This is a genomic window from Streptococcus sp. Marseille-Q8145, assembly GCF_965112035.1.
Genome location: NZ_CBCOPQ010000002.1, coordinates 573,426 through 597,212, shown reverse-complemented (window position 1 = coordinate 597,212; position 23,787 = coordinate 573,426). Strand labels below are relative to the sequence as shown.

28 protein-coding genes and 1 pseudogene are annotated in these 23,787 nt (G+C 43.6%); 3 read left to right on the top strand and 26 right to left on the bottom strand.

Annotation, left to right across the window (positions count from 1 at the left end):
- The 10 genes and pseudogenes from ACWPVL_RS06350 to ACWPVL_RS06305 all read right to left on the bottom strand — a co-directional run.
- Positions 1–285 (bottom strand): annotated as a pseudogene (locus tag ACWPVL_RS06350) (AAA domain-containing protein); the annotation flags it as partial.
- Positions 286–315: 30 nt separating this feature from the next.
- Positions 316–1,050 carry a class I SAM-dependent DNA methyltransferase gene (locus ACWPVL_RS06345; RefSeq protein ID WP_454387659.1) on the bottom strand — a complete coding sequence of 245 codons (735 nt, stop codon included), beginning with the start codon at positions 1,048–1,050 and terminating at the stop codon, positions 316–318.
- A gap of 74 nt (positions 1,051–1,124) precedes the next feature.
- Positions 1,125–1,490, bottom strand: coding sequence for a ribosome silencing factor (rsfS, locus tag ACWPVL_RS06340; protein WP_002915774.1), 366 nt, complete (start codon positions 1,488–1,490; stop codon positions 1,125–1,127).
- Positions 1,491–1,499: 9 nt separating this feature from the next.
- Positions 1,500–2,003 (bottom strand): cysteine hydrolase family protein, encoded by a 504-nt coding sequence (locus ACWPVL_RS06335; protein ID WP_454387657.1) that lies wholly within the window; start codon positions 2,001–2,003, stop codon positions 1,500–1,502.
- Positions 2,000–2,599 carry a bis(5'-nucleosyl)-tetraphosphatase (symmetrical) YqeK gene (gene yqeK, locus ACWPVL_RS06330; RefSeq protein ID WP_454387655.1) on the bottom strand — a complete coding sequence of 200 codons (600 nt, stop codon included), beginning with the start codon at positions 2,597–2,599 and terminating at the stop codon, positions 2,000–2,002. Before yqeK ends, ACWPVL_RS06335 begins: the two co-directional genes overlap by 4 nt.
- Complete coding sequence (locus ACWPVL_RS06325) at positions 2,596–3,228, bottom strand: nicotinate-nucleotide adenylyltransferase (protein WP_454387653.1); 633 nt, start codon at positions 3,226–3,228, stop codon at positions 2,596–2,598. Before ACWPVL_RS06325 ends, yqeK begins: the two co-directional genes overlap by 4 nt.
- Positions 3,229–3,256: 28 nt before the next feature.
- Complete coding sequence (gene yhbY / locus ACWPVL_RS06320) at positions 3,257–3,568, bottom strand: ribosome assembly RNA-binding protein YhbY (protein WP_008808453.1); 312 nt, start codon at positions 3,566–3,568, stop codon at positions 3,257–3,259.
- 107 nt (positions 3,569–3,675) lie between these two features.
- The gene (gene yqeH / locus ACWPVL_RS06315; RefSeq protein WP_454387651.1) at positions 3,676–4,782 is read right to left on the bottom strand and encodes a ribosome biogenesis GTPase YqeH; all 1,107 of its coding nucleotides are present in this window, start codon (positions 4,780–4,782) and stop codon (positions 3,676–3,678) included.
- Positions 4,783–4,784: 2 nt separating this feature from the next.
- Positions 4,785–5,312 carry a YqeG family HAD IIIA-type phosphatase gene (locus ACWPVL_RS06310; protein WP_454387649.1) on the bottom strand — a complete coding sequence of 176 codons (528 nt, stop codon included), beginning with the start codon at positions 5,310–5,312 and terminating at the stop codon, positions 4,785–4,787.
- 184 nt (positions 5,313–5,496) lie between these two features.
- Positions 5,497–6,159, bottom strand: a complete 663-nt coding sequence (locus ACWPVL_RS06305) for a hypothetical protein (protein ID WP_454387647.1) — start codon at positions 6,157–6,159, stop codon at positions 5,497–5,499.
- Between the two features lie 196 nt (positions 6,160–6,355).
- Here ACWPVL_RS06305 and ACWPVL_RS06300 point away from each other — a divergent pair, with 196 nt between their 5' ends.
- Entirely contained in the window at positions 6,356–6,982 is a 627-nt protein-coding gene (locus tag ACWPVL_RS06300) for a TVP38/TMEM64 family protein (RefSeq protein WP_454387645.1), read from the top strand.
- Positions 6,983–7,032: 50 nt separating this feature from the next.
- Here ACWPVL_RS06300 and lytR read toward each other — a convergent pair whose 3' ends face one another.
- The 5 genes from lytR to ACWPVL_RS06275 form a co-directional block, all read right to left on the bottom strand.
- A complete protein-coding gene (gene lytR, locus ACWPVL_RS06295; protein WP_454387643.1) occupies positions 7,033–8,286 on the bottom strand; it encodes a glycopolymer--peptidoglycan transferase LytR in 1,254 nt (417 codons plus the stop codon).
- Positions 8,287–8,292: 6 nt separating this feature from the next.
- A complete protein-coding gene (locus ACWPVL_RS06290; protein ID WP_454387641.1) occupies positions 8,293–8,814 on the bottom strand; it encodes an N-acetyltransferase family protein in 522 nt (173 codons plus the stop codon).
- Positions 8,807–9,247 (bottom strand): tRNA (adenosine(37)-N6)-threonylcarbamoyltransferase complex ATPase subunit type 1 TsaE, encoded by a 441-nt coding sequence (gene tsaE / locus ACWPVL_RS06285; protein ID WP_454387639.1) that lies wholly within the window; start codon positions 9,245–9,247, stop codon positions 8,807–8,809. The genes ACWPVL_RS06290 and tsaE overlap by 8 nt, the downstream gene beginning before the upstream one ends.
- 204 nt (positions 9,248–9,451) lie before the next feature.
- Complete coding sequence (locus tag ACWPVL_RS06280; RefSeq protein ID WP_015605350.1) at positions 9,452–10,873, bottom strand: NCS2 family permease; 1,422 nt, start codon at positions 10,871–10,873, stop codon at positions 9,452–9,454.
- 164 nt (positions 10,874–11,037) lie between these two features.
- A complete protein-coding gene (locus tag ACWPVL_RS06275; RefSeq protein WP_454387637.1) occupies positions 11,038–11,640 on the bottom strand; it encodes a DUF1361 domain-containing protein in 603 nt (200 codons plus the stop codon).
- A 162-nt stretch (positions 11,641–11,802) separates the two neighbouring features.
- Between ACWPVL_RS06275 and ACWPVL_RS06270 the strand changes: the two genes are divergently transcribed.
- Positions 11,803–12,615, top strand: coding sequence for a Cof-type HAD-IIB family hydrolase (locus ACWPVL_RS06270; RefSeq protein WP_125372025.1), 813 nt, complete (start codon positions 11,803–11,805; stop codon positions 12,613–12,615).
- Positions 12,616–12,734: 119 nt separating this feature from the next.
- On the opposite strand, the gene ACWPVL_RS06265 is transcribed toward ACWPVL_RS06270, so the two are convergent.
- Genes ACWPVL_RS06265 through ACWPVL_RS06250 form a run of 4 tightly spaced genes read right to left on the bottom strand, consistent with a single transcriptional unit; the run spans position 12,735 to position 15,689 of the window.
- Entirely contained in the window at positions 12,735–13,601 is an 867-nt protein-coding gene (locus tag ACWPVL_RS06265) for a cysteine ABC transporter substrate-binding protein (protein WP_454387635.1), read from the bottom strand.
- 11 nt (positions 13,602–13,612) lie between these two features.
- Positions 13,613–14,371 carry an amino acid ABC transporter ATP-binding protein gene (locus ACWPVL_RS06260; protein WP_454387633.1) on the bottom strand — a complete coding sequence of 253 codons (759 nt, stop codon included), beginning with the start codon at positions 14,369–14,371 and terminating at the stop codon, positions 13,613–13,615.
- Positions 14,372–15,049, bottom strand: coding sequence for an amino acid ABC transporter permease (locus ACWPVL_RS06255; protein ID WP_454387631.1), 678 nt, complete (start codon positions 15,047–15,049; stop codon positions 14,372–14,374). It lies immediately after the preceding gene.
- Complete coding sequence (locus tag ACWPVL_RS06250) at positions 15,009–15,689, bottom strand: amino acid ABC transporter permease (protein WP_125382109.1); 681 nt, start codon at positions 15,687–15,689, stop codon at positions 15,009–15,011. Before ACWPVL_RS06250 ends, ACWPVL_RS06255 begins: the two co-directional genes overlap by 41 nt.
- A 215-nt stretch (positions 15,690–15,904) precedes the next feature.
- Here ACWPVL_RS06250 and lctO point away from each other — a divergent pair, with 215 nt between their 5' ends.
- Positions 15,905–17,041 carry an L-lactate oxidase gene (gene lctO, locus ACWPVL_RS06245; protein WP_454387629.1) on the top strand — a complete coding sequence of 379 codons (1,137 nt, stop codon included), beginning with the start codon at positions 15,905–15,907 and terminating at the stop codon, positions 17,039–17,041.
- A gap of 170 nt (positions 17,042–17,211) precedes the next feature.
- Here the strand turns inward: lctO and ACWPVL_RS06240 are convergent, their stop codons facing one another.
- From ACWPVL_RS06240 to ACWPVL_RS06210, 7 genes are all read right to left on the bottom strand, one after another.
- Positions 17,212–17,505 carry a helix-turn-helix domain-containing protein gene (locus tag ACWPVL_RS06240; RefSeq protein ID WP_125373894.1) on the bottom strand — a complete coding sequence of 98 codons (294 nt, stop codon included), beginning with the start codon at positions 17,503–17,505 and terminating at the stop codon, positions 17,212–17,214.
- On the bottom strand, positions 17,495–17,860 hold the full coding sequence (locus ACWPVL_RS06235; protein WP_454387627.1) for a type II toxin-antitoxin system RelE/ParE family toxin: 366 nt from the start codon (positions 17,858–17,860) through the stop codon (positions 17,495–17,497). Before ACWPVL_RS06235 ends, ACWPVL_RS06240 begins: the two co-directional genes overlap by 11 nt.
- A 580-nt stretch (positions 17,861–18,440) precedes the next feature.
- Positions 18,441–19,286, bottom strand: coding sequence for an aldo/keto reductase (locus tag ACWPVL_RS06230; protein ID WP_454387625.1), 846 nt, complete (start codon positions 19,284–19,286; stop codon positions 18,441–18,443).
- Positions 19,287–19,297: 11 nt separating this feature from the next.
- Complete coding sequence (locus ACWPVL_RS06225; protein WP_454387623.1) at positions 19,298–19,486, bottom strand: hypothetical protein; 189 nt, start codon at positions 19,484–19,486, stop codon at positions 19,298–19,300.
- Between the two features lie 217 nt (positions 19,487–19,703).
- Complete coding sequence (nagA, locus tag ACWPVL_RS06220) at positions 19,704–20,870, bottom strand: N-acetylglucosamine-6-phosphate deacetylase (protein WP_454387621.1); 1,167 nt, start codon at positions 20,868–20,870, stop codon at positions 19,704–19,706.
- 301 nt (positions 20,871–21,171) lie between these two features.
- Entirely contained in the window at positions 21,172–22,803 is a 1,632-nt protein-coding gene (locus ACWPVL_RS06215; RefSeq protein ID WP_005591032.1) for a Na/Pi cotransporter family protein, read from the bottom strand.
- 397 nt (positions 22,804–23,200) lie between these two features.
- Positions 23,201–23,740 (bottom strand): LPXTG cell wall anchor domain-containing protein, encoded by a 540-nt coding sequence (locus tag ACWPVL_RS06210; protein ID WP_454387690.1) that lies wholly within the window; start codon positions 23,738–23,740, stop codon positions 23,201–23,203.
- Positions 23,741–23,787: the final 47 nt, after the last annotated feature.

Genomic DNA, 23,787 nt, shown 5'->3' with positions numbered 1-23,787 from the left:
GCCATGTTCAAAACAAACTTTTATTTTATTTTTTTCTAAATATGAGTATTTTTCAACAGAGATAACATTATTATAGGCGCCATATCCTGAGCGACTAAATTGATAATTTTCTACAGGTAATTTTTCTAAAAATTGATATTCTTCAACATCTTCTTTGTTATAGGAATATTCTTTATTATTTGTATACCTCACCTTAATTTTGCCATCTATTCCCGGCTTAATTGATAAAACATCATCTGTCCGATTTTTCTGTTTTATAAAAATTAAAGTCTGTTTATTTTCCAAATTCAACTCCTCAAAACATATTGCTAAGTTTCATTTCTCCGCCACAAAGAACCAGCGAGCGCTCTTATCAGTCGGCTCCTTGTCCTCAAAGTCCGCGTAAACCTTGACATTCTTAAAGCCGGCCTGCTCCAGCAAGATATCATAGGTCAGAATCTCATAGGTCCGCTCCTCATGTACCTCATCATGGCGCGTGAAGCGCCCATCCTCGTCTTGGACAAAGAAAGTCAGCTCATGCACGATGGAATGAGGCGGTTCGTCCGCATAAGAATCCCAGACCATGGCAAAGGTTTCAGCATTTTCATGATAGGAATAACCTGGAAAAACCTCGTCAATCTGGTAAATCGAGTGCACATCAAAGATAAAGCGGCCGCCCTCATTTAGATGCTGATAGACTTCGGAGAAGACCTGACCGACATCGACTTCATCCTCCATATAGCAAATCGAGTCCGAATAGCAAGTCACTAGGTCAAACTGACCGACGTCACTCAAATCCAACATATTGCCCTGGATAAAGGGAATGTTCAAACCGGCCTCTCTGCTACGCTTCTCTGCCAAATCTAGCATTTCCTGACTCAGGTCCAGCCCTGTCACATCAAAACCAGCCTGCTTAAAATAAATGGACTGAATGCCCGTACCACAGGCCAGCTCCAGCAGCTTTTTCTTATCCTTGGGAAAATGGCGCAGGCTGAACTCCGTCCACTTCTCATACAAAGAATCATCCATAATCGCATCGTAAACCGACGCGAAGGTTTCATAAGTTGCCATACTTTTCCTTTCAAAAATAGCCCAGCCAGCAGGCTGACTGAGCCGAATTCTGCTTTCTGCCTAAGGGCAAAAAATCACTTGTTTTTTTCTTCCAATAAGGCCGCAACATCCACACCAGTTGCTTCGTGCCACAACTTTTCCAGATTGTAATGCGCCCGCATTTCCTCAGAAAAGACATGGACAACGATGCCGCCCAAGTCAAGGAGAACCCAGCCACCTGCTGCGTCGCCCTCAACATGACCAGCAGAAACTCCAGCCGCTGCAGCTTTCTCACGGATATTTTCAGCGACTGCATCCAGTTGACGGCTGTTCATCGAGCTGACGATGACAAAGTAATCTGTCACAGTGGTCAAACCTTGCAAATCCAAAGCCACAATATCTTCTGCGCGCTTTTCATCGGCCGCCTTCACGACCAGTTCCAATAATTCTTGTTCTTTCATAGTTCCTCTTTAATTAAAAATGTTTTTGTAGTCTAGAACATCCGCAAAACGTCTGTTCCAAATTTTTTGATAAAAAGTATTTATTTTTTCTGCCGAAGCCTCTTCTCCATCAAAAGTTGTAAAAGCACCTTCTGGAATGACAAGTTTATAATCAAATTCAAATCCAACTTTAACTGATGCATCTACACAATATTCCGTCTGCATGCCACATAAAACTAGACGGCCAATATCTTCTTTATCCAAGTAATCCTTCAAACCTGTCTCTTTAAAAATACTATTATACTTCTTCTGAAAGACCTTTTCGTCTGACTTTCGATTCAAGAGAGGAGACAACTGCCAATCTTCCAACGCACTATCTTCTGGATTTTCAATATGCTGAATATAAATAATTTCGACACCTTTACTCCTGGCCTCATGCTGCAGAAAGGAAATTTTATCCATCATTTTATCAGACTGAAAACCTGTCTCCACTAAGATATTTTGTACATCTATAATGATTAGAGCTGTTTTCATTCTTCTATTTCCTTCAAATATCCTACAAAGGCATTGTAGGTCTCCAAGGTCTGCGGGTAGATGGGCATCCCTTTGTGAGCCAAATGCTCCACAGTCCTTGCTGTTTCATAGGCCACAGCTTGATTGAGCGACCACTGGGCCAGCTCTCTGGCCTTGTCTACTCCCGGAAAGTCCCGGTTGTGCTCGATATAGTCAGCGACATAGACGACCTTGTCCAGCTCAGACATGGTGCCACTGCCCACCGTATGAACCTCGATGGCTCGCAGAATCTCAGCATCTTCTATGCCTAAATCTTCCTGAATCTTGTAAATGCCCACCATGCCATGCCAGACATTATTGCCCCAGTTTTTCAGATCAGGATCCAGCTGGTATTTGTCAATCAAGGCCAGAAATTCCTCATCTGAAACCTTTTTGGCATAGTCGTGTAGAAGGCCTGCCAGACCAGCCTTTTCGACATCAAGACCGAAGCGCTCCGCTAATTCACGGGCAGCCTTTTCCACACCTAGACAATGCCGCAGGCGCTTCTCAGGCATGACAGTTTCCATCTTAGCCAGTAAGGCCTCACGACTCATGCGGATATAGCTTTCATAGGTCATAGGTAAAGCCCTTCTTTCTTAATGTAGTCTAGCACTGACTGAGGCAACAGGAAATTAGGAGTCCGTCCCTGAGCCAGAAAATCCCGCACCATACTGGAAGAAATATCCATAAGGGGGACATCCACCCAGATGACAGGGTAAGAAGTCCCCGCCTTGTAGCGCGGCCGCTGAACACCGACAAATTGAACCAGCTCAACCAGCTCATCAATGCGGTACCACTTGGGCAGGTAGTCCACCATATCCGCACCGATGATAAAGTAATAGTCCGTATCTGGATGTTGCTCTGTCAGGAGCTTCATGGTGTCGTAGGTATAGGAAATTCCCTTGCGCTCCAGCTCAATGGTTTCAATTCCTAAGCCTTCAATGCCCTCGATAGCCAGCTCCAACATTTTCAGCCGATGCTGTTCATCAATGGTCTCTTTCTTATCCACATGGGGCGGCTCATACTCTGGCATGAGTAGAACCTGATCTAAGCCCAACTGTTGACGGACCTGATCCGCCACGACCAAATGAGCATGGTGGACAGGATTGAAATTCCCGCCTAAAATACCAATCTGCTTGCGTTTTTTATCTTTAACTTCTGGTTCTAATTCCACCTTGGTAAAGGGGGTTAGTAATTCAATAGCCATAGGCTGACATCTCCACAGAAATTTTTCCTTAAATTTGCTTGACTTTGACAGAAAGTTTGCGATTTTCTTTCTTGCTGGACTGCTTGTAGAGAATCAAGATCCGGCCAATCTTCTGCACCGTATCCACTCCGATTTCCTCTTCCAGAATCTCCGCAACCTCGTGGATATTCTCATCTGTATTCTGCAAGAGCGTGATCTTAATCAGCTCTCGCGCGTCCAGTGCCTGACGAACGCTGGTTTTGATTTGGTCGTTGAGTCCATTTTTCCCAATCTGAATGATAGGTTTGAGACTATGTGCCTGACTGTTGAGAAAGGCCCGTTGTTTTGATGTTAGTGTCATGTTCTTCTATAAGGCTTGATACAGCTAGGATTCGCTTTACCCCCCACTGTTCATGGCCTTTTCCTTCCTTATTTTAAGGAGATTTATTCCCCTTGGTTTCTTGAGTATTATATAATCGCTTTCCGAGTGACAACCGCCACACCCTCTGGCGCCCAGCCAGCTACTCGGGCAGGACCACTGACACGAATCCAACCCAGACCAGAGAAGACAATATCCGTCTTTTCCTTGATGCTAAATTCATGCTTGACCAAGGCTGGAAATTCTTCCTTTTCCTTGCCAACTGGTGGCACTAGTAGACTGCCAACATGCTTGTCATAAAATTCGCTAGCACCTTGCAACTTGGTACGGTGGAGCTTAAGCTCATTGTCAAAATAAGCCGTGAAGCCCTGCTTGTCACCTGCCACAAAGTCGAAACGGCCTAAACCACCCAAAAAGAGGGTTTGCTCTGGATTAAGCTGATAGGTTTTGGGCTTGATTTCCTTTTTGGGACTGACGTATTTGAGATTCTTAGCAGAAAGATAGTGAGCCATCTGATGACGATGGATGATACCCGGCGTATCATAGATATGACTGCCATCCGCTAAAGGAATCTCAATTTTATCCAGAGTTGTTCCCGGGAAGCGCGAAGTCGTAATAATATCCTTATCACCCGTGATTTCCTGAATAATCGCATTAATCAAAGTAGACTTTCCGACATTGGTCACGCCGACTACATAGACATCACGTCCCTTGCGGCAGTGCTCAATTTTGTCAATCAAGTCCTTAATCGCTTGCTTGTTCTGAGCAGAGGTCAGAATGACATCAACTGGACGCAGGCCTTCTTCGTGAGCTCGCTCCGTCAGCCATTGGGTTACCTTGCCATCCTTGACCGACTTAGGCAGAATGTCCTTTTTATTCCCGACCAAGAGAACATCATTTCCTGCGACAAAGCGCGGCAGGCCAGGGATGACCGAGCCATTAAAGTCAAAAATATCGACAACATTGACGACCAAAGCGTCGCTATCCCCAACCTCATGCAGAAGCCGCAGAAAGTCATCATCCGTCAGCTGGACGTCGCTGATTTCATTATAATGGCGCAGACGGAAACAGCGCTGGCAATAGAGTTCGCCTGTCTCCAAGCCTTTTTCTAGAGCTGACTGAGGTGTGTAGCCTAGCTGGCTCTTATCTTCTGTCTGAATAGGGACTCCGCAGCCGATACAGAGAAGTTCTTCCATGCTTAAATTCCTTTTTTGTATTGAATTGGGCCGTATTTTTCAGTGATTTTCTTGAGCACACGGCGTTCACGCGCCCGATTGATCTGAGTCTTGATAGAGTCGTGCTCGACCAGCGGTTTGACCAAAATCGAACGAATCCCGGCCCGATGCGCTGCCCGAATATCCGTCATGAGCTGGTCGCCCACCATGACCACTTCATTTTTTTCAAAATGAAAAAGCTTGAGCGCTCGGTCAATTCCCCAAGTGAAAGGTTTCATCGCCCAGTAGATGTAGTCAATGTCAAACTTTTCAACAGCCCGCTTGACCCGTTTTTGGTTATTATTGGACACCACGATAATCCGAATGCCTGCATCCCGCAAATCATGGAGCCACGTCTTCATCTCTGGGGTTCCGTCAGGATTATTCCAAGCAATCAGGGTATTATCCAAATCCACCAAAACCGCTTTGATCCCCTGCCTTTTCAAACTCTCTACTGTCAAATCGTAAACCGCCTCAACCGCAAAGTCGGGCATGTAATCTTCAATCGCCACATCTCTCTCCAAAAATCGTATTCGCACTATTATAGCATAAAATAGGCTTTTTGGCACCTATAACCCCATTCCTTCCAAGAGCCATCGGGAGATTTTCCCTTCTCTATTTTCCAAGTAAATGAAAACAGCTTCCCAAACGGGAAGCTTCATTTTAAAATGGGCAAAATTCATGCTCATAAGACCACTATCTATTTTTTTCCCTCTCTAACTTTTTTTCATGAAGTTCTTGAAGATAACTGACAACGCCATTAAAAGACGATTCTTTAGCTTTTCTGATATGAAGTATCTTCGAAAATTTCTGAAAATCCTTCTCCTCAACCCCCGGTGCAATGCGAATGTCAACAGATTCCCATTCACCATCTTTCTCTTTGTATCCTACTAAAGCAACTAAAAATGATTTCCCTCGTCTATACTCACCTGTTAACAAATATGCTGTATCAGTAAAAAGACCATCATAATATACAGGAGCATATACCGCAAATAGTATAACATCTGCTTTCTTAAGCTCTCCATCAACACTAGATAAGGGCTGCTTATCTACATACTCAATCTGGAAATGACCTTCTACTGAAACTATCGAATCGTAAAGAAAGTATTTGTTATAAATTGAATTTGGATTCATAATTTTGTCGTAACTATTCACAGACTCTGCGACTCCGCCCAAAAGGAACAAGAAGAAATAACTAGCTATAATTAATAGAATCCGTTTTTTTCCTAAAGAGCCGTACAAAAAAATTAAAAATAGTACAAGCCAGAAAACTGTATTAGGATAGAAAAAAGTGGTTACGAGATTCTCATATGCAATCTCCCACAATTTTTGGTGATATAAGTTTAGAAATTCTTCCACTATAACTCTCCTAACTCTTAGAATTTTTAGTTCGAGCACAAGCACTCTCTCTAATTTTTGAATGCTTATAGATTATTGCTCACCAGTCATATCATTATATCATCTTTCATACTTTTTAGCACCTATAGCTTCAAAGCTTACAAAAATGGCAAAAGATGCTATAGTAGATATAAGAACAATTCTCTTGGAGGTGCCTATGGTAAGCAAGGATCGAGAAATGAAAGCTGTTTCTCCCTTTTTGCAAAAAATCATCAACTGGTCGTCCATCATCGGAGCTGTGGGGACAGTGGCCTTTTGCATCTGGGCCTACTATGCAGGGATTCTCCAGTCCAAGGAAACCTTGTCTGCCTTTATCAAACAAGCAGGCGTCTGGGGACCACCTCTGTTTATCTTCCTACAAATCTTGCAGACTGTCGTGCCCATTATCCCTGGTGCCTTGACCTCTGTAGCGGGCATCTTTATCTACGGGCATATCGTCGGCACCATCTACAACTATGTTGGCATCGTCATCGGCTGCGCCATCATATTCTATCTGGCACGCACCTACGGACCAGCCTTTGTCCAGTCCGTCGTCAGCAAGCGGACCTATGACAAGTATGTGGGCTGGCTGGATGAGGGAAATCGTTTTGAGCGTTTCTTTATCTTTATGATGATTTGGCCCATCAGTCCTGCTGATTTCCTCTGTATGCTGGCCGCCCTGACCAAGATGACCTTCAGAAAGTATATGCTGATTATCGTACTCTGCAAACCCATCACCCTCATCATCTACACTTACGGACTGACCTATATTATTGATTTCTTCTGGAAATGGCTCGCAAAATAAGAACCACGGACATTAAAAATCGCTCAAGCTAGTAAGCTTGGGCGATTTGTTTATTCTGAAGATGCTGATGTTGTGGGGTGATCGGCAGATGGTGCTGACGGTGTCGGAGCTGGCGTAGATGTAGGCGCAGAACTTGCTGGCGGTTCACTGCTAGCGCTCGGCTCAGGAGTATAGGAACTATAGTTGCTATAACTACTATAACTACTATAACTGCTATAGCTACTACCATAAGTGCTCTCACTAGGTTGGCTATAAATAGCTCGATCATTCTGGACTGAGCTTGAACTCTCTGAACTAGAAGCACGTAGGCTCCGGCCTCCCATCAAGTCTTCATACAGTACGGCATTGGTTTTCAGAGTCTTAACTGAAGACAAGCCCAACGTTTTCCGAATCAAATTTTGCATTTCTAGCAAATGATCAGACGTAACCAGCTGATAGCTACCGCCATCAGCCAAGGTAGCATCTTCCCCACGCAATTGTTCAGACTGAATACTTCTAAAGGCGTCTTTGTAGCCCAATAACTGAGGGATACTTCCCGCATCCAGCGCTACATTGGTCTGCATATTCTTGCTGACTGCTCGCAAAATAGCTTGATAATGACTGATACTATTAAGGCTGAGCACCTTCTCAACGACCTTTCGGATCACCTCACGCTGACGTTTCTGACGACCGTAGTCACCCTCTGGATCCTGGTAACGCATGCGGGCATAAACCAAAGCTTGGTCTCCGTTGATCAAATGCTTACCTGGCTCGACAGTTGCAGTGTATTCTGGTTCATTTTCTTCGATGGAAATCGGGAAATCAAAAGTATTGTTGACTTCAATACCGCCAACTGCATCGACTAGCTGAACCAGTCCTTGCATATTGATCATCACATAGCGGTCAATATGGATATTCATCATTTTCTCAATGGTCGCGATGGCTAATTCTGCACCGCCATAAGCATAGGCTGCATTTAGCTTGGCTTCTGTCGTTTCGCCATTTTCATCGATTTGAGTCAGAATATCCCGCTCCAAACTCATCATGACCGTCTTTTTAGTCTGAGGATTGACAGATAGGAGAAGCATAGAGTCGCTATTTCCCTTCCAGGTATCAGACCGCGAGCCGCTTCCTGTATCTACCCCCATCAGTAAAATCGTCAAGGGCTTGGTTTCCGCAATAACGTTCGTCTCATTCCCAAAACCCTTGTAAGTATGGGACAAAGCGTCCGTTGACTGATTGTAAATAGTCCAAGCATAGCCTCCTACTCCAATAGCTGTGACAAGCAAAAGGCTTAAAAACATTCGTACAATTTTTTTAAACATATTTCATCAATCTATCAGTTTTCCCATCAGGTAAACATCTAGAAATATCCCTTCTCTTAAATAGGCCCCTCTTTTTTGTAGGCCTTCGATTTCAAATCCTAATTCTTTATAGAGATGAACAGCTCGCTCATTTCTTACCTGAACAGTCAGTTCCAAACGGCGAAGACTGCTTCCATTTTCTGCCCAATCCACAGCTTCTTCTAGCAAGATACGACCGAGGCCTTGATTCCAAAAGGCTTGTTTGACAACGATAAAGACTTGCCCAATGTGACGAATCCGCTCATGAAAATCCGCTGTGATACTGACAATCCCAGCGATTTCATTATCAAGCAAGGCCAAGAGATAAAGCTGATTATCCGACTCAGCTTGACGCTGAATGAACTGAGCCATCTGATCTTCATCCATCAAAATCCCCGCCTCATCCAAGGTCATGTAGTCTGACTCGGCTCCGACTTGATTTAAAAAGCGAATCAAGTCAGCGGCATCTGTCTTTTCTGCCTCCCGCAAGGCCAATTTAAACTCAGCCATGCAGCAATTCCTCCAGTAGTTCCTGAGAACGGCGTCCCTGACTTTCAAAGACTAGCTCGCGACCGTCGTCTTTCTTCACAAGGGTCAGCTTCAGATAATCATCTGGTAAACTATCCCCTAGTAATTCTCCCCACTCGATGACCGTAACTCCCTCACCAAAGAGAAAATCATCCAAGTCAATCGAGTCCGGATCCTCACCAATCCGATAGACATCTAAATGATACAGTGGCAAACGTCCTTCATACTCCCGAACAATGGTATAGGTCGGACTTTTGATCATCTGCTTGATGCCCAGACCTTGAGCTAAGCCCTTGGTAAAAGTCGTCTTGCCCGCACCCAAGTCTCCTGTCAAAACCAAAACATCTTGCTCCTGAAGGAGGCTTCCGAGACGCTGGCCCCATTTGATTAATTCTTCTTCATTATGACTAAACATTCTTTTATTATACCAGAAGATTTGCATTTGCGCTCAATTTTCTAATAGAGGAAGCAAAATGTTTGAAAAAAATTAGATAGACCTCCAAATCTTTTGTCGAAAACAGGCCACTCACTTCTATCAAAAAGAAACTAAGATCATTCACAAATATTTTTCTCGCATAAAAAAGAAGCTGGAAGATGTCCAACTTCTTAACAATGATTCTTAAGAAAGAGCTAGGCTGATAAAGTTAAGGATGAAGAGGAGATTTAAAATCCAAATCATTGGATGCACATCCTTAGCTTGACCTTTGATAACTTTCACAAGAGCATACATGATAAATCCTGCTGCAATCCCGTTCGTGATACTGTAAGTGAAGCCCATGAAGATAGAAGTAAAGAAAGCTGGGACAGCTTCTGCCATATCATCCCACTGGATATTTTTCAGACTGCCAAGCATCATGATCCCAACGACAATCAAGATTGGTGCAGTTGCTGCTGTTGGAACGATGGCCAAAAGTGGACTAAAGAAGCTAGATACTGCAAAGCAGACCGCTACAACCAAGGCTGTCAAACCAGTCCGTCCGCCAGCTCCGATACCAGCCGCAGACTCTACGTAAGTAGTAACGTTAGATGTTCCGGCGATTGCACCGATAGTCGTACCGATCAAGTCTGAATACAAAGCCTTATCCAAACCTTCTGATTCATGGTTTTCACCAGAGCTTGCGACGATCCCCACTTTTTCACCAGTTCCAATCAAGGTACCAATAGTATCAAAGATATCAGTCAGAGAGAAGGCTAGGATGGCCATAAATGTCTGAGGTAGGCGCGCCGTATCAGCAAAGAGAGCTCCCAAGCCTTCTGGACCAACCGCAACCCCGAACACTTGTCCAAGTTCTTTCAGAGCTGTTGACAGATTGTGCTGACCGAAGTCAATCGCAGACAGGTTTACCAAGCCAACAGCAATCGCTACGACCGTTGTTGTAAAGATAGACAAGATAATGCCGCCTTTGATGCCCTTGATTACAAAGAAAACTGTAATCGCTAGGCCAAGTAAAGCCAGTAAAACTGCTGGATTATTAAAATCAACTAATCCCGGAGTTGCAGCTGAGTTTGCTGTAATAGCAGCTTTGGCTTGGTCAGCTCCTTTACCAGCTACTACATAGTTGCCTGGATCGATTGAAAACTTCAACAGTCCGGCATTTTTAATCCCTACATAAGCTAGGAAGACACCGATACCAGCGGAAATAGCTGAACGAAGTGCTGATGGAATAGACTCAATAATAGCCTTCCGAATCTTGGTCAGGGTAATGAAGAGCGAGATCAGACCACAGATGAAGACCATACCCAGAGCCTCTTGCCAAGTATAGCCCAGACTAAAGACAACCGTGAAAGTAAAGAAAGCATTTAGCCCCATACCTGGCGCCTGTGCGTAAGGGAGGTTGGCATAAAAGGCCATCATGAGCGTTCCAGCAACGGAACCAATGATTGTAGCCAGAAAGACACCTTGAGCTGGCATACCCGTTTGCGACAGCATGGCTGGATTGACAAAGAGGATGTAGCTCATAGCAAAGAAAGTTGTTAACCCAGCGAGAACTTCCGTACGAACATCCGTACCGTGCTCTTTGAGTTTAAATAATTTATCCATTATAGATAATCTCCTAAATTGTTTTATGGCAACTGTATAAAAGAGAACTCCTGATTTTCTTTAAAACAGTGCTGCTTATTCGTTATTTACGAACAATACTATGATTATACTCAAAAACATTCACTTTTTCAAGTCCATTGCTCTAAAAAATACTTTAAAGTGTCTTATTTTTTATTTTCTCTGCTTAAAAAGAGTAAAGTCATGATTTGGATAAAGGTAAATCCAAGGATAAATACCAGACGATCCTTCTGAAAGGTCTCCAGTAATTTTTGGACAACTAGCTGGGGCCGCGTCACCAAGTCCCAGGTGTTGAGACGGTCATAACGACCGATGTAGATGGCTAGACTCGACAGATAAGACAGCCCTGCAACCACAAGCATATCCAGCCACCAAGTCCACTTCCAGCGCTCGCGCAAAATATTCCAGCTCTCAATCCCACAGTAAACGCCAAATAAAATGCTCGGCACAAAAGCCATGAATAAGCGCATGCTGACAGGGTTCCACAGGGTATCTCCCACCCAAGTCATGTGCACCAAGTCCGTCAACATATAAAAAGTATTAGGATAAAAGGCCAGCCAAACCACTAACAAAAGTGGATAAAGCCATTTCTGCTTCTTAGATATCGTCGTTAAGACCGCAGCGTCATAGGCAATTAAGGCCAGAATCATATTCCAGATCAGGTCTGGCCCCTGAACCGTAATCCCCTGAATATACACGACAAATGCAATCAGTAGGAAAAAAATGTGAATCAAAATTGGTTTACGCATACAAGATCCTCCCCTTACTTTAACTCTCTTCGCTCATAGACTATCAACAGACATCTTTCGTCTTAGCTATTGAGGAAACATTATACCACAACTTGTGTCATTTATTCTTAATTCTGTTATAATAGATTTACTATACTGATTGATACTGTACGAGGAAAAAGAATGACGAATAAAGTAATTGCTGTAGATTTGGACGGAACCTTGCTCAACTCTGAGAGTAAACTGTCTGATTTTACCAAAGAAACTATCAAAAAAATATCGGCTAAAGGACACAAGGTCATCATCACAACTGGCCGTCCTTACCGCATGGCTCTAGATTTCTATAAAGAGTTAGAGCTGAATACTCCCATGATAAATTTCAACGGCTCTTTGACCCATATTCCTGAGAAAAAGTGGGAATTTGAGCAATCCTTGACCGTAGACAAAGCCTTTTTGCTAGACATGGTCCAACGAAAAGAGGAGATCGAAGCCGACTTCATCGCTGGTGAATACCGTAAGAAATTCTACATCACCAATACAAACGAAGAAATCGCAGATCCCAAGCTCTTTGGAATTGATAATTTCAAGCCAGAAAATCAATTTCAGGCCCAGCTAGTGACCAAAAATCCAAATGCTATTTTGCTACAAACCCATGCCACAGACAAATATGCTCTAGCTGAAGAGATGAATGCCTTTTACCAGCATGAACTCTCCATCAATACCTGGGGCGGTCCGCTTAATATCCTTGAGTGCGGTCCTAAAGGTGTTAACAAGGCCTTCGCCCTCCAATACCTGCTCAATATCCTCAATGTCGATCGCAAGGACCTGATTGCTTTTGGTGACGAGCACAATGATACCGAAATGCTGGAATTTGCAGGAACAGGCTATGCCATGAAAAATGCCAGCGAAACCCTGCTGCCTTACGCTGACCAACAGCTTGAACTCACCAACGACCAAGACGGTGTAGCTCACAAGCTAACTGAGCTCTACTTGTAGAAATAAAATAAATCAAATGAACATAATTTGAACCGCACCTCAACTGCTAGACTCTTTCTGTCTAACTGTTGAAATGCGGTTCATTTTTTAAGGCTGATTTTTCTACTTGACCAACGCTTCTATTCTACTTTTCCACCTTCAACAACGAGGTCATCTGCTTTTGCAGCATCACCGTAGGTTGGGTGAAGAGTCTTTTCATAAGCCTTGTGGAAGAAGTTTTCCTTGCCCAATTTTTCAATGTCTTTATTGATGAAATCAAGCAACTCTTTGTTTCCTTTTTGGACTGCTGGTGCGATAGTATCTGGATCACCGAGAGAAGAAATCCCCACTTCATATCCTTTATTTTCAAGAGCCCAAGCTAGAACTTCAGTATTGTCAGTCGAGAAGGCGTCTCCACGTCCATCCAAAAGAGCTTGGTAGGCGTCACTGTATTGGTCGTATTTTTGAAGCTTAACTTCTGGATGATTTTTCTCAAAGTATGTTTCAGCAGTAGTTCCTTTTGTGACAATCAAAGTCTTGCCTTCAAGCTGTTTAACATCTGTGATAACACCTTTCTTAGGAGATACAACACCCAGTGAAACCTTCATGTATGGAAGGGCAAAGTCAACTTGTTTCTTACGTTCGTCTGTAACTGTAAAGTTGGCAAGGGTGATGTCCACCTTGTTAGAAATCAAGTATTCTGCACGGTTGGCAGCATCGACAGAAACGTATTTTACCTTAACACCGAGGTCTTTGGCCAGCTGATTTCCCAGTTCGATGTCATAACCTTGGTAAGAACCGTCGTTGTCTACATAACCAAAAGGTTTCTTGTCTCCAAATACAGCAATTCGAAGTTCACCACTTTTTTTGATTTCCTCAATAGTGCGAGCTTTAGCAGTAGTTTTGCCAGATGAAGAAGTAGTATTTCCGCCTGAGCCACAAGCTGTGACAAAGATAAGGGCAAAGGCAAGTGCCAAAACAGTTAAGAGTGATTTGAGTAGTTTCATAAGAATCTCCTTTATAAATATGAGCCAAATTGGCTGAAGTCAAAAACGTTTAAAAATTCCTGTGCTCGTTTGGTTTGTGGATTGGTAAAGAAGGACTGAGCCATTCCTTCTTCAGCAATCTTCCCTTGGTCGAGGAAGATAATCCGGTCCGCAATGGCTTGGGCAAACTGCATTTCGTGGGTTACTAGAATCATGGTACGCCCTTCTTGAGCTAGGTCGTTGATGAGTTCAAGGACCTCACGTACCATTTCAGGATCCAGCGAAGCCGTCACCTCGTCAAAGAGGATAATTTCTGGATGCATGAGCAGGGCACGGACAATAGCAACCCGTTGCTTTTGTCCACCAGATAATTGGCGAGCGAAGCTGTGTTTTTTATCGAGCAAGCCGACGCGTTCCAGTAATTGCAGTGCTTCTTCCGTCACTTCTTTCTTATCTCGCCCTTGTGCCTTGACAGGACCTAGGATAAGATTTTGCAGGACATCCAGATGGGGAAAGAGTTCATAACTTTGAAAGACCATGCCAATCTTTTGACGAACCAAGTGAAAGTCTTTCTGGCTTCCAATAATGGACTGACCATCCAGAAGAATATCTCCACCCTGAATGGTTTCCAAGCCATTGAGGCAGCGAAGGAGAGTGCTTTTCCCACAGCCAGATGGCCCTAGAATAACCACTACTTCTCCTTTTTTGATTTCTAGGGAAAGTCCTTGGAGGATGGGATTGTCTCCGAAGGATTTTTTTAGATCCTTGATTTCTAATATGGTATCAGACATTTAGTTCCTCCAGTGTTTTTCTAAGTGAGTGGATAGTTTAGAGATAGGGAAGCAAACTGCGAAATACAGAACCAGTATGGTGCCGTAAATCCAAAAGGATGCGGTTGGAATGGTCAAGCGATTGCTATCGATGATTTGCTGTCCCACCTTTGTAACTTCAACGACTCCAATCAAAACAACCAGAGAAGTCGTTTTGATCATCCGGGTAACGAGATTGATGGCCTGCGGAAGCAGTCTTCTCAAGACCTGAGGGATGATGATGTGGTAGTAAAGCTGGAAGGTCGTCAACCCCAACGCCTGTCCGCTTTCAAACTGATGTTTAGGAAGGGAAGTGATAGCTCCACGAACCAAGTCTCCCATCTCAGCCGTTCCCCAGAGGGTAAAAACGATAACGGCAGAATTCTCTCCAGAAATGTTGATATTAAAGTTTCGGGCTAAACCGAAATAAACGATGAAGAGTAGAACCAGCTGGGGCATGATGCGGATAAATTCTAGATAAAAACGTGTTAAAAAACGAACGACTCTAGAATGAGAGGTCATGATGATTCCCATAACCGTACCGAAAATCATAGACAAGAGGACAGAGAGGATGGAAATCCCAATCGTGACTCCCAATCCTTGTAAGATCCGCAAAAGATTATTTCCCTGAAAGAGTACTTGTATTCCCGAATCCTGCATGGCGGAGCCTCCTTTCTATCCAACTAAAAAGCAATGATATAGGCAGGAGCATAATAAGATAGGCTACTACCAACATAGCCAGTGCGATGTCTGTCTCATAGTAAAGACCAATCAAGTCCTTGGCAACGTACATGAGGTCGGCTAGAGCAACCGCAGAGAAGACAGAGGTTTCCTTGATCAGGAAAATCACATTGGCACTGAAGGACGGCAGAGCCACTGCTGTGGCTTGCGGCAAGACCACGTATCGAAAAACTTGAACGGGTGTCAGACCGATCGCTAAGCCAATCTCATGCTGGGTTTGACTAACTGCTTCTAGCCCGCTTCGGAAGGATTCTGCCATATAAGAGCCTCCTAAAAAGATGAGACCAAGGGTGGCGCAGACCTCTGAGGAAAGGACAATCCCAATCCGAGGAAGCCCGAAGTAGAGAAAGAAGAGTTGGATCAAAAGAGGCGTATTTCGCGACAATTCAATATAAGCTGTGGCTAGCTGTGCCAAAACAGGGATACGATAATGCCGGATAATACTAACAAGTAAACCAACTAGAAAAGCTCCCAAAATGCCCCAAATTGCGATATGAAGGGTTAGAAAAAATGCCTTTTGATACAATGGTAGATATTGTTCAACAATGGACCAATCCAAAAGAGAACCTCCCATCTAGGAATAATACAGCTATTGTAGCACTAAAAGACATGTTTGGATAATATGTATTTTCTATCACAATGATAAAAAATATTTATCGTCTCTATTGCGATCTGAAACTTCCAGACAAAATTTTTGAAAATGACATGAAAAAGAGTTAAGATGTTCCTGTAAATCAAAAAGTAAACGTTTACTTTTATCAAGGAGGACATTTTATGTCATACAAAACAAGCAATGCCGAAGGCCCTGTGGATTTTATCAATACCTATGATCTGGAGCCCATGGCGCAGCAGGTCATTCCTAAAGCTGCTTTTGGCTACATCGCGAGTGGAGCTGAGGACACGTTCACTTTACGCGAGAACATTCGAGCTTTTAATCATAAACTCATTGTTCCTCATACACTCTGTGATGTGGAAAATCCAAGCACTGAGATTGAATTTGCAGGCGAAAAACTGTCTTCACCAATCATCATGGCGCCTGTTGCAGCCCATAAATTAGCAAATGAACAGGGGGAAGTGGCTACTGCGCGTGGTGTACATGAGTTTAGCTCTCTTTATACAACCAGCTCCTACTCCACCGTTGACCTTCCGGAAATTTCCCAAGCCCTCCAAGGGACACCTCATTGGTTCCAATTTTACTTCAGCAAAGATGATGGCATTAACCGCCATATCATGGATCGTGTCAAGGCAGAAGGCTACACAGCCATTGTCTTAACTGCGGATGCGACTGTAGGAGGCAATCGTGAGGTCGATAAGCGCAATGGTTTTGTTTTCCCAGTTGGCATGCCTATCGTTGAAGAATATTTACCCGAAGGTGCTGGTAAGTCCATGGACTTTGTCTACAAATCAGCTAAACAACGCCTGTCTCCACGAGATGTAGAATTTATCGCTGAATACTCAGGGCTCCCTGTGTATGTCAAAGGTCCTCAATGCCGTGAAGATGTCGAACGTTCGCTTGCCGCAGGTGCTTCTGGTATCTGGGTAACCAACCACGGTGGCCGCCAAATCGACGGTGGACCGGCTGCCTTTGACTCACTTCAAGAAGTCGCTGAAGCAGTAGATAAACGTGTGCCGATTGTCTTTGACTCTGGCATTCGCCGTGGCCAACACGTCTTTAAAGCCTTGGCTTCAGGAGCAGACTTAGTAGCCATTGGACGTCCTGTCATTTATGGTTTGGCTCTTGGTGGTAGCGTTGGTGTTCGCCAAGTCTTTGAACACCTAAATGCTGAACTAAAAACCGTTATGCAACTATCTGGAACTCAGACCATAGAAGACGTCAAACACTTCAAACTACGCCACAATCCATACAATCCAACTTTCCCAGTTGACCCTCGTGATTTGAAATTGTATTGATAAATAGAACAAGTTGCAATAAAAAAGCACACCCCAAACGTTAGACATAAAATCTAACGTTTGGGGTGTGCTTTTTATCAGAGTGCGTCTAAGCTGGCTCTATGGAAGGAATTGGTCAAAGCCTCTGGTAAGTTTGATTTGTTTCTCTAATATTTATTTCTTATTTTCTATTAAGCCTTTTCTTGCTCTAGTGGGACGACGACTAGGGTCTTGCCAAGGCTTGCTAATACTTTCAATACCGTATCCAATTGAGGGTTGGTCTTTCCTGTCTCCATTCGAGCGATGACAGGTTGACTGACCCCACTGAGTTCTTCAAGCTTCTTTTGGCTAATGCCTTTTTCATGTCTGGCCTCGATCAGCTCTGTCATAATCGCTACCCGCAGATCACTTTCTAGGATTTCTTCCTTGGTGAAAAGCTCTGCTCTTGCTTCTTTCCAATTACTACCGATGGCACTATTCTTCATCTTTTAGCCCTCTTTCTTTCAAATCTTGCAATTCTCGTTTGGCTTTCTCAATTTCCCGTCTAGGTGTCTTCTGCGTCTTTTTAACAAAATGATGCAGTAAGACAAAGCTTCCATCTATCCAAGCCACAAACAAAACCCGATCCCGTAAGGGTCGTAATTCCCAAATCTCTGCCTCTAGATGCTTGATGTAGGGCTCACCGGCACGAATTCCCTGTTGACTCAAGAGCTCGATATAGTCATTGAGCTTGTTGAGTTTGATCCGGCTATCCTTGCTATTGAGACTAGCCAACTCCTTCATATAGTTCAAAACTGGTTGATTCCCATGTTTATCTTTATAAAAATAAATAGTGTGCACAAAGCAACCCCTTTTCGAATATATTATAACTCTAAAGTTATTAAAAGTAAATACTTTTAAGTTATCAAATACTGATAAGTCCCCTTAGAAATATTCAAAAGGGACTCATTTATATAATTCGAAAATAGCGCCCTTATTGGTGCCAATGAGGACAGTTTTTATCTTTGTGAGAACTAATAAGATTAGCAAGGTTAGCGAAATAGACAACTATGCTTTGTAACCATATTTTATCAATACTTTTGTTTTAAACCTATGATAAAAAATCATAACTTCCGATTCGGTATAACTGCAATAGCAATACCCTTATAATCCTCAAAAGAACCTATAAAAACTAATTCTTCTTTTCAAGAAACTATAGTCTCTTGAGAGACCCTCATCTGGCACTTGTTTTTGACGACAAATGACCGAGGGGCGATGGTTCTTATAAATCGAAATGAAAAGAGGATTCGAGGTCTAGATTGCAATGATTCTATAGGAAAAGTGACCGGCCGAGGCCTAGGTCACTATAAAACTTCATTAAATACCAATAACTAACATATCGAGTAGCTTGATTTCAACTAAAAAGATGTTCGTCTATCGCTTAAAAATCCATTCCATCTGGATTAGGTGCTCCGCCTTCCAAACCGCTGATATTTTTGAGAATTTCGAGGTCAGCTGGACTCAGTTCGATGTCAAAGCAATCCAGATTGCTAGCAATCCGACTCGGAGTGACTGACTTAGGCAGGGGTAGGAAGCCTTCTTGTAGGCTCCAAGCGAGAGCGATTTGGGCAATAGTCTTGCCATACTTATCTGCTATCGCCTGCACAGCTGAATTTTGGAAGAGCTCGCCTTGGCCAAATGGTCCCCAAGCTTCAAGTAGGATATCATGGGCACGGCAGAAGTCCACTGCCTCTGTCTGATAGACACCTGGCGCTAGGCGGATTTGGTTGACGGCTGGTGTGACGCGCGCTGTTTCCAGCAGAGCCTCTAGGTGATGAGGCAGGAAATTGCTGACACCGATCGCTCGGATCTTACCAGCTTGGTAGAGGTCTTCCATAGCCCGCCAAACTTCTGCATTGCGCTTTTGCCAAGCCCCATCTTCTCGTACAGGCTTAGGATTTGGCCAGTGGATAAGGTAGAGATCCAGATAATCCAGCCCCAACCGCTCCATAGAGCTGTCAAAGGCTTCTAAAGCCTCTTCATAAGTATGCTTGCTATTCCAGAGCTTGGTGGTGATGAAAAGCTCTTCACGCGGAATGCCGCTGTCTTTAATTGCTCGACCAACACTCTCCTCATTCTTATAGATAGCTGCCGTATCAATGTGGCGATAGCCAGCCTTAAGGGCAGCCAAGACTGCCTGATAAGCCTCTTCTCCGTCCTGAGCCTTCCAAGTACCAAAGCCCAAGACTGGAATCTTGACGCCATTGTTAAGGGTATAATTTTGCATATCTGTTCTCCTTATTTTTTCTTTCTTTTGGACATTTTTGGCTTAAAGATATTTTCCTTGGTTGGAGCCATGCCTCGGCTGAAAAAGCTGTAAATGATAAAGGCCAACCCAGCAATAAATATCAAGAAACGATGCAGTAATAATCCAAAGAAGAGGAACACCAAGCCCATTCCCATAAATTTATAATCAATCTTTTTCATCCTGTCCTCCTCATTTGTGATAAGCCTATTATAACATCTTCTCTTTCATTGAGAAAGCCCTACCATCTGTTAAGAAAAATTTCTCAGAGACTTTCTAGTTGCGCCAACCATTCTAGCTTTGCCCAAGTCCCTCTAGCAAAACCTAGGGACAAAGCAGCAGCTCCACATTAAAAAGGACAGGTTACCCCATCCTTTCTAAAAATATAAGGAGACTCAATTAAAGAATACTAGAGGCAGCTTCAAAGCGCTTTTCACCATCCAGATAAGTAGCAACCAGCTCCAAATCCTTGTCCAGCACGATAAAATCGGCATCATAGCCTTCCTTGATCTGGCCACAGACATCGTCAATGTGGACGGATTTTGCTGGAATGAGACTGGCCATCATGACTGCTTGGTGAGGGTTTGCGATGCCCCACTCAACCACATTTTTCAGACCGTCTTTGAGCTGCAGGATTGATCCTGCCAAGTTACCAGTCGATTTGAGACGAGCTGTGCCATTGGCTACCACCACTGGAAATTCTCCCAGCATATAGTCGCCGTCTTCCAGCCCACCTGCAGTCATACAGTCTGTGATGAGAGCTACATGTTCATGCCCCTTTTGCTTAAGCAAAATATCACAGGCCTTGGGATCCACGTGATGACCATCACAAATCAACTCTGCGTAAGTGTGAGGAAGCTCGTACATAGCCCCAACCATACCTAGCTCACGGTGGGTCAAGCCCCGCATACCATTGTAGGCATGTACCCAGACACTGGCTCCTGCTTCTACTGCTGCCTTGGCTTCGTCATAGGTCGCATTAGAGTGCCCCAAAGCGACTGTCACACCTTCATCAGTGATGGTGCGGACAAATTCTTCCACGTCCTCACGCTCAGGTGCCAAAGCAATCTTATTTAGCAGACCATTGGCTGCCTTTTGCCAAGCACGAAATTCATCCATACGAGGGTCCTTCATGTAGGCTGGGTTTTGGGCACCCTTGTACTTTTCAGTGAAGTAAGGCCCTTCAAAGTAGAGACCACGAATCTTGGCACCACTTGCTTCTTGATAGCGCGCACCGATATTTTCTGTCACAGCTAGGAGTTGCTCGTAAGATGATGTCAGCGTAGTCGGCAGGAAACTAGTCACCCCAGTCGTCAAAAGCCCTTCACTCATGGTATGGAGGGTACCTTCGATGTTATTGTCCATGACATCGACCCCACCAAAACCATGGATATGGGTATCCACCAGACCCGGTGCGACAGAGTAGCCTGTGTAATCCACCACTTCCGCATCCGCAGGGACTTCCTCTACTAATTTTCCAAATTTTCCATCAATCACTTCTAAAAATCCACCCTTGCGAATTCCTTGAGGATAGAAGAACTGATCGGCTTTTATATATTTAGGCATTTGACTGCCTCCTCTTGTTCTATTTCTATTGACTCTATTATAACGCTTTCTATTTTATTTGTAAATGGTCTATACCTCTTTTTTAGAAAAATTTATTATATTATTTAAATCAAGAAAAGAGAGTGGGACAGAAATCGGTAATTCGTTAGAATTCGATTTCGTCGTCCCACCTCCGCACAGTTGAGTAGGGCTGTAAAAGCTGATGAAATCAGCGTAGTAGAGCCCACTCAACCACTGCGTCTTGCTCTACAATCCAAAGACAATTGAGAGGCTAGGACTTTTGTCCCAGCCTCTTTCTGTCTTAAATTTGTTCCATCTGTACTTTCTCAGCCAAATTCATGGCGTGGTCAGCAACTCTAGTATAGTGGGAAATAATATCGATGAAGTTGACCCCAGCCTGAGGCGTACATTCTCCCTTGTTAAGACGGGCAATGTGGGTCTTGCGCAGGCTACGTTCTAGCTTGTCAATAGCTGCATGCTTGGCTTCTAAAGTGTTGGCCAATTCCACATCATTTGTTTCCACAGAAGTCAAAGCTTCTTTGATAAAGTCCAAGGTCAGTTGATAAATGTTTTCCAACTCTGCTAAGGCAGCTGGTGAAAATTCCACCTTTTTGCGGTGCAAGTAGTCTGTCAAATTCAGCAAAGCTTCTGAGTGGTCACCAATTCTCTCCAAATCACGGCTAGAGTCCAGAATGCTAGTCAAGACTTCACTCTCCTTTGGATTGAGTTGCTGACCAGATAGGACAATCAGATAGCGAGTCAATTCATCATCAATAGCGTTGATGGCTTCCTCAGTCTTATGGCCCTTCTCAGCTGATTTTTCTTCGTAGTTAATAATATAATCATAGGCCAATTCGAAAGATTTAGCCGCGTAGCCACCCAAGTGAAGGAGTTCCTTTTTAGCATTTCCCAAAGCCAGTGATGGCGCTTGGTCAATCAAAATCGTATCTAGGTAGAGAGATTCGTATTTAACGGTCTCATCCTCACCCGGAATCAACTTGGTAACCAAATATGCTAAAAAGCCAATAAAAGGAAACTGGATAATGGTATTGGTAATATTAAAAGTTCCGTGGGCAAAGGCAATGGTCATTTCTGGTGACAAGTGCAAGGCTGTCTCAAACCACTGAATCAGCGATGTAAAAGGCAACAAGAAAATCATACAGATGATTGTCCCCAACACGTTAAAGGCTACATGGGCTCCAGCGACACGCTTGGCTGCGATATTAGCGCCCAAGGAAGCGATGATCGCTGTAATCGTCGTTCCGATATTGTCACCGAAGAGGACAGGCAAGGCCCCATGCAAATCAATGAGATTGCTGGCATAGAGATTTTGCAGAATCCCAATAGTCGCTGATGATGCCTGGATGAGCAAGGTCAAACCCGTTCCGACAAAAACACCTAAGACTGGATTTTTACTCAGCTGAACCATGTAGTCGCGAAAGACTTGCAGATCTTTAAGCGGCTCCATGGCTCCACTCATGAGATTGAGGGCAAAAAAGATCCCGCCAACACCAAAGAAGATGCGCCCGATATTGTTAACAGAGCGATTTTTTGTGAAAAAGAGGCAAACCGCACCGATAAAGAGCAAGGGAAGTGCATAATCACCTAACTTAAAACCAATGATGAAGGAGGTCACGGTCGTACCAATATTAGCACCCATGACAATCCCGATAGCCTGACGCAGGGTCAACAGCCCCGCACTAACCAGACCAACTGTGATCACCGTCACACCTGAACTAGACTGGATCAGGGCTGTCATCCCAATCCCAACTAGCACACCTAAAAAAGGATTGCTCGTGTATTTATCAATGAAATAGCGCAGACGATCTCCTGCCGCCTGCTGCAAGCCGTCACCCATCATACGAATACTGTACAGGAACAGCCCCAAGCCTCCTAAAAAGCTAAATATAATTTCTTGCCAATTAATGGACATTTCTTTTCCTCCGAAAAATAAATAGCGGATAATCTCCTATACTATTTTAAAACATCCAGCCTAATCTCACAAGCCTTTTCTAAAAAAGAATTGAATTATTTTTACTCATTTTGAAACTTTTATTTTCATCACACTCAAGAACAAACTAGAGCAAGCGACAAGGCTCTCTCACTACAAGAAAAGACAAGCAGGAAGAGCTAAATTTCAAAATATTTAGCTTGGCTCACAGCTTTCTAATCTCAGGCTTAAAAGATATAAATTGCCTCAGTTTATCTTTTATCTCAGCATAACTCACATTCTATACATGCAAAAAGCAAAAATCCCAGATAGCCTATGGCTATCTGGGATTTGCGTTCCATCGCTAAAGTGCTGCTATCATTTTAGCTAGGTTTTAAGATTAGTCTTCCAAATTCACATCAGATGTTGATTCTTTCTTCTTTTTGTTCTTAAGAAAGGCTGATGCCAACGTTGCTATTCCTAATCCAAGCGCTGCTAATGGATTATGGGCAGTTCCTGTATTTGGTAAAGCTTTAGTATTTGGAGTAACCTTAACTTTTTCTGGTTGTGCAGGCTGTGGCTTAGGTGCTTGAGAGTGATTTGTAACACTAGATACAGATGCACTTTCAGACAGACTAGTAGAGATGCTTGCGCTATCACTCAGTGACACACTTGCAGATGTGCTCAATGAAACAGAGACACTCATGCTCAAGTAGGCACTTGCTGAAAGCGAATCGTCAGCAATAGCATGACTGGCACTGATTGATCCTGAAATGCTTGCACTTGTACTCAATGAAGTAGAGATAGACTGACTATCACTTACAGAAGATGAAGTACTTGCACTTACAGATGCGAGGTAGCTTGGCAAGTTAAACTCTGGCTTAGACTCGCTGGTTGGATCACCCTTACTGTAGCTGAATGAGTTTGATTGTTGTGACACACTTGTACTCAAGCTGCTTGAAAGGCTATCGCTAAGTGATGTAGAGG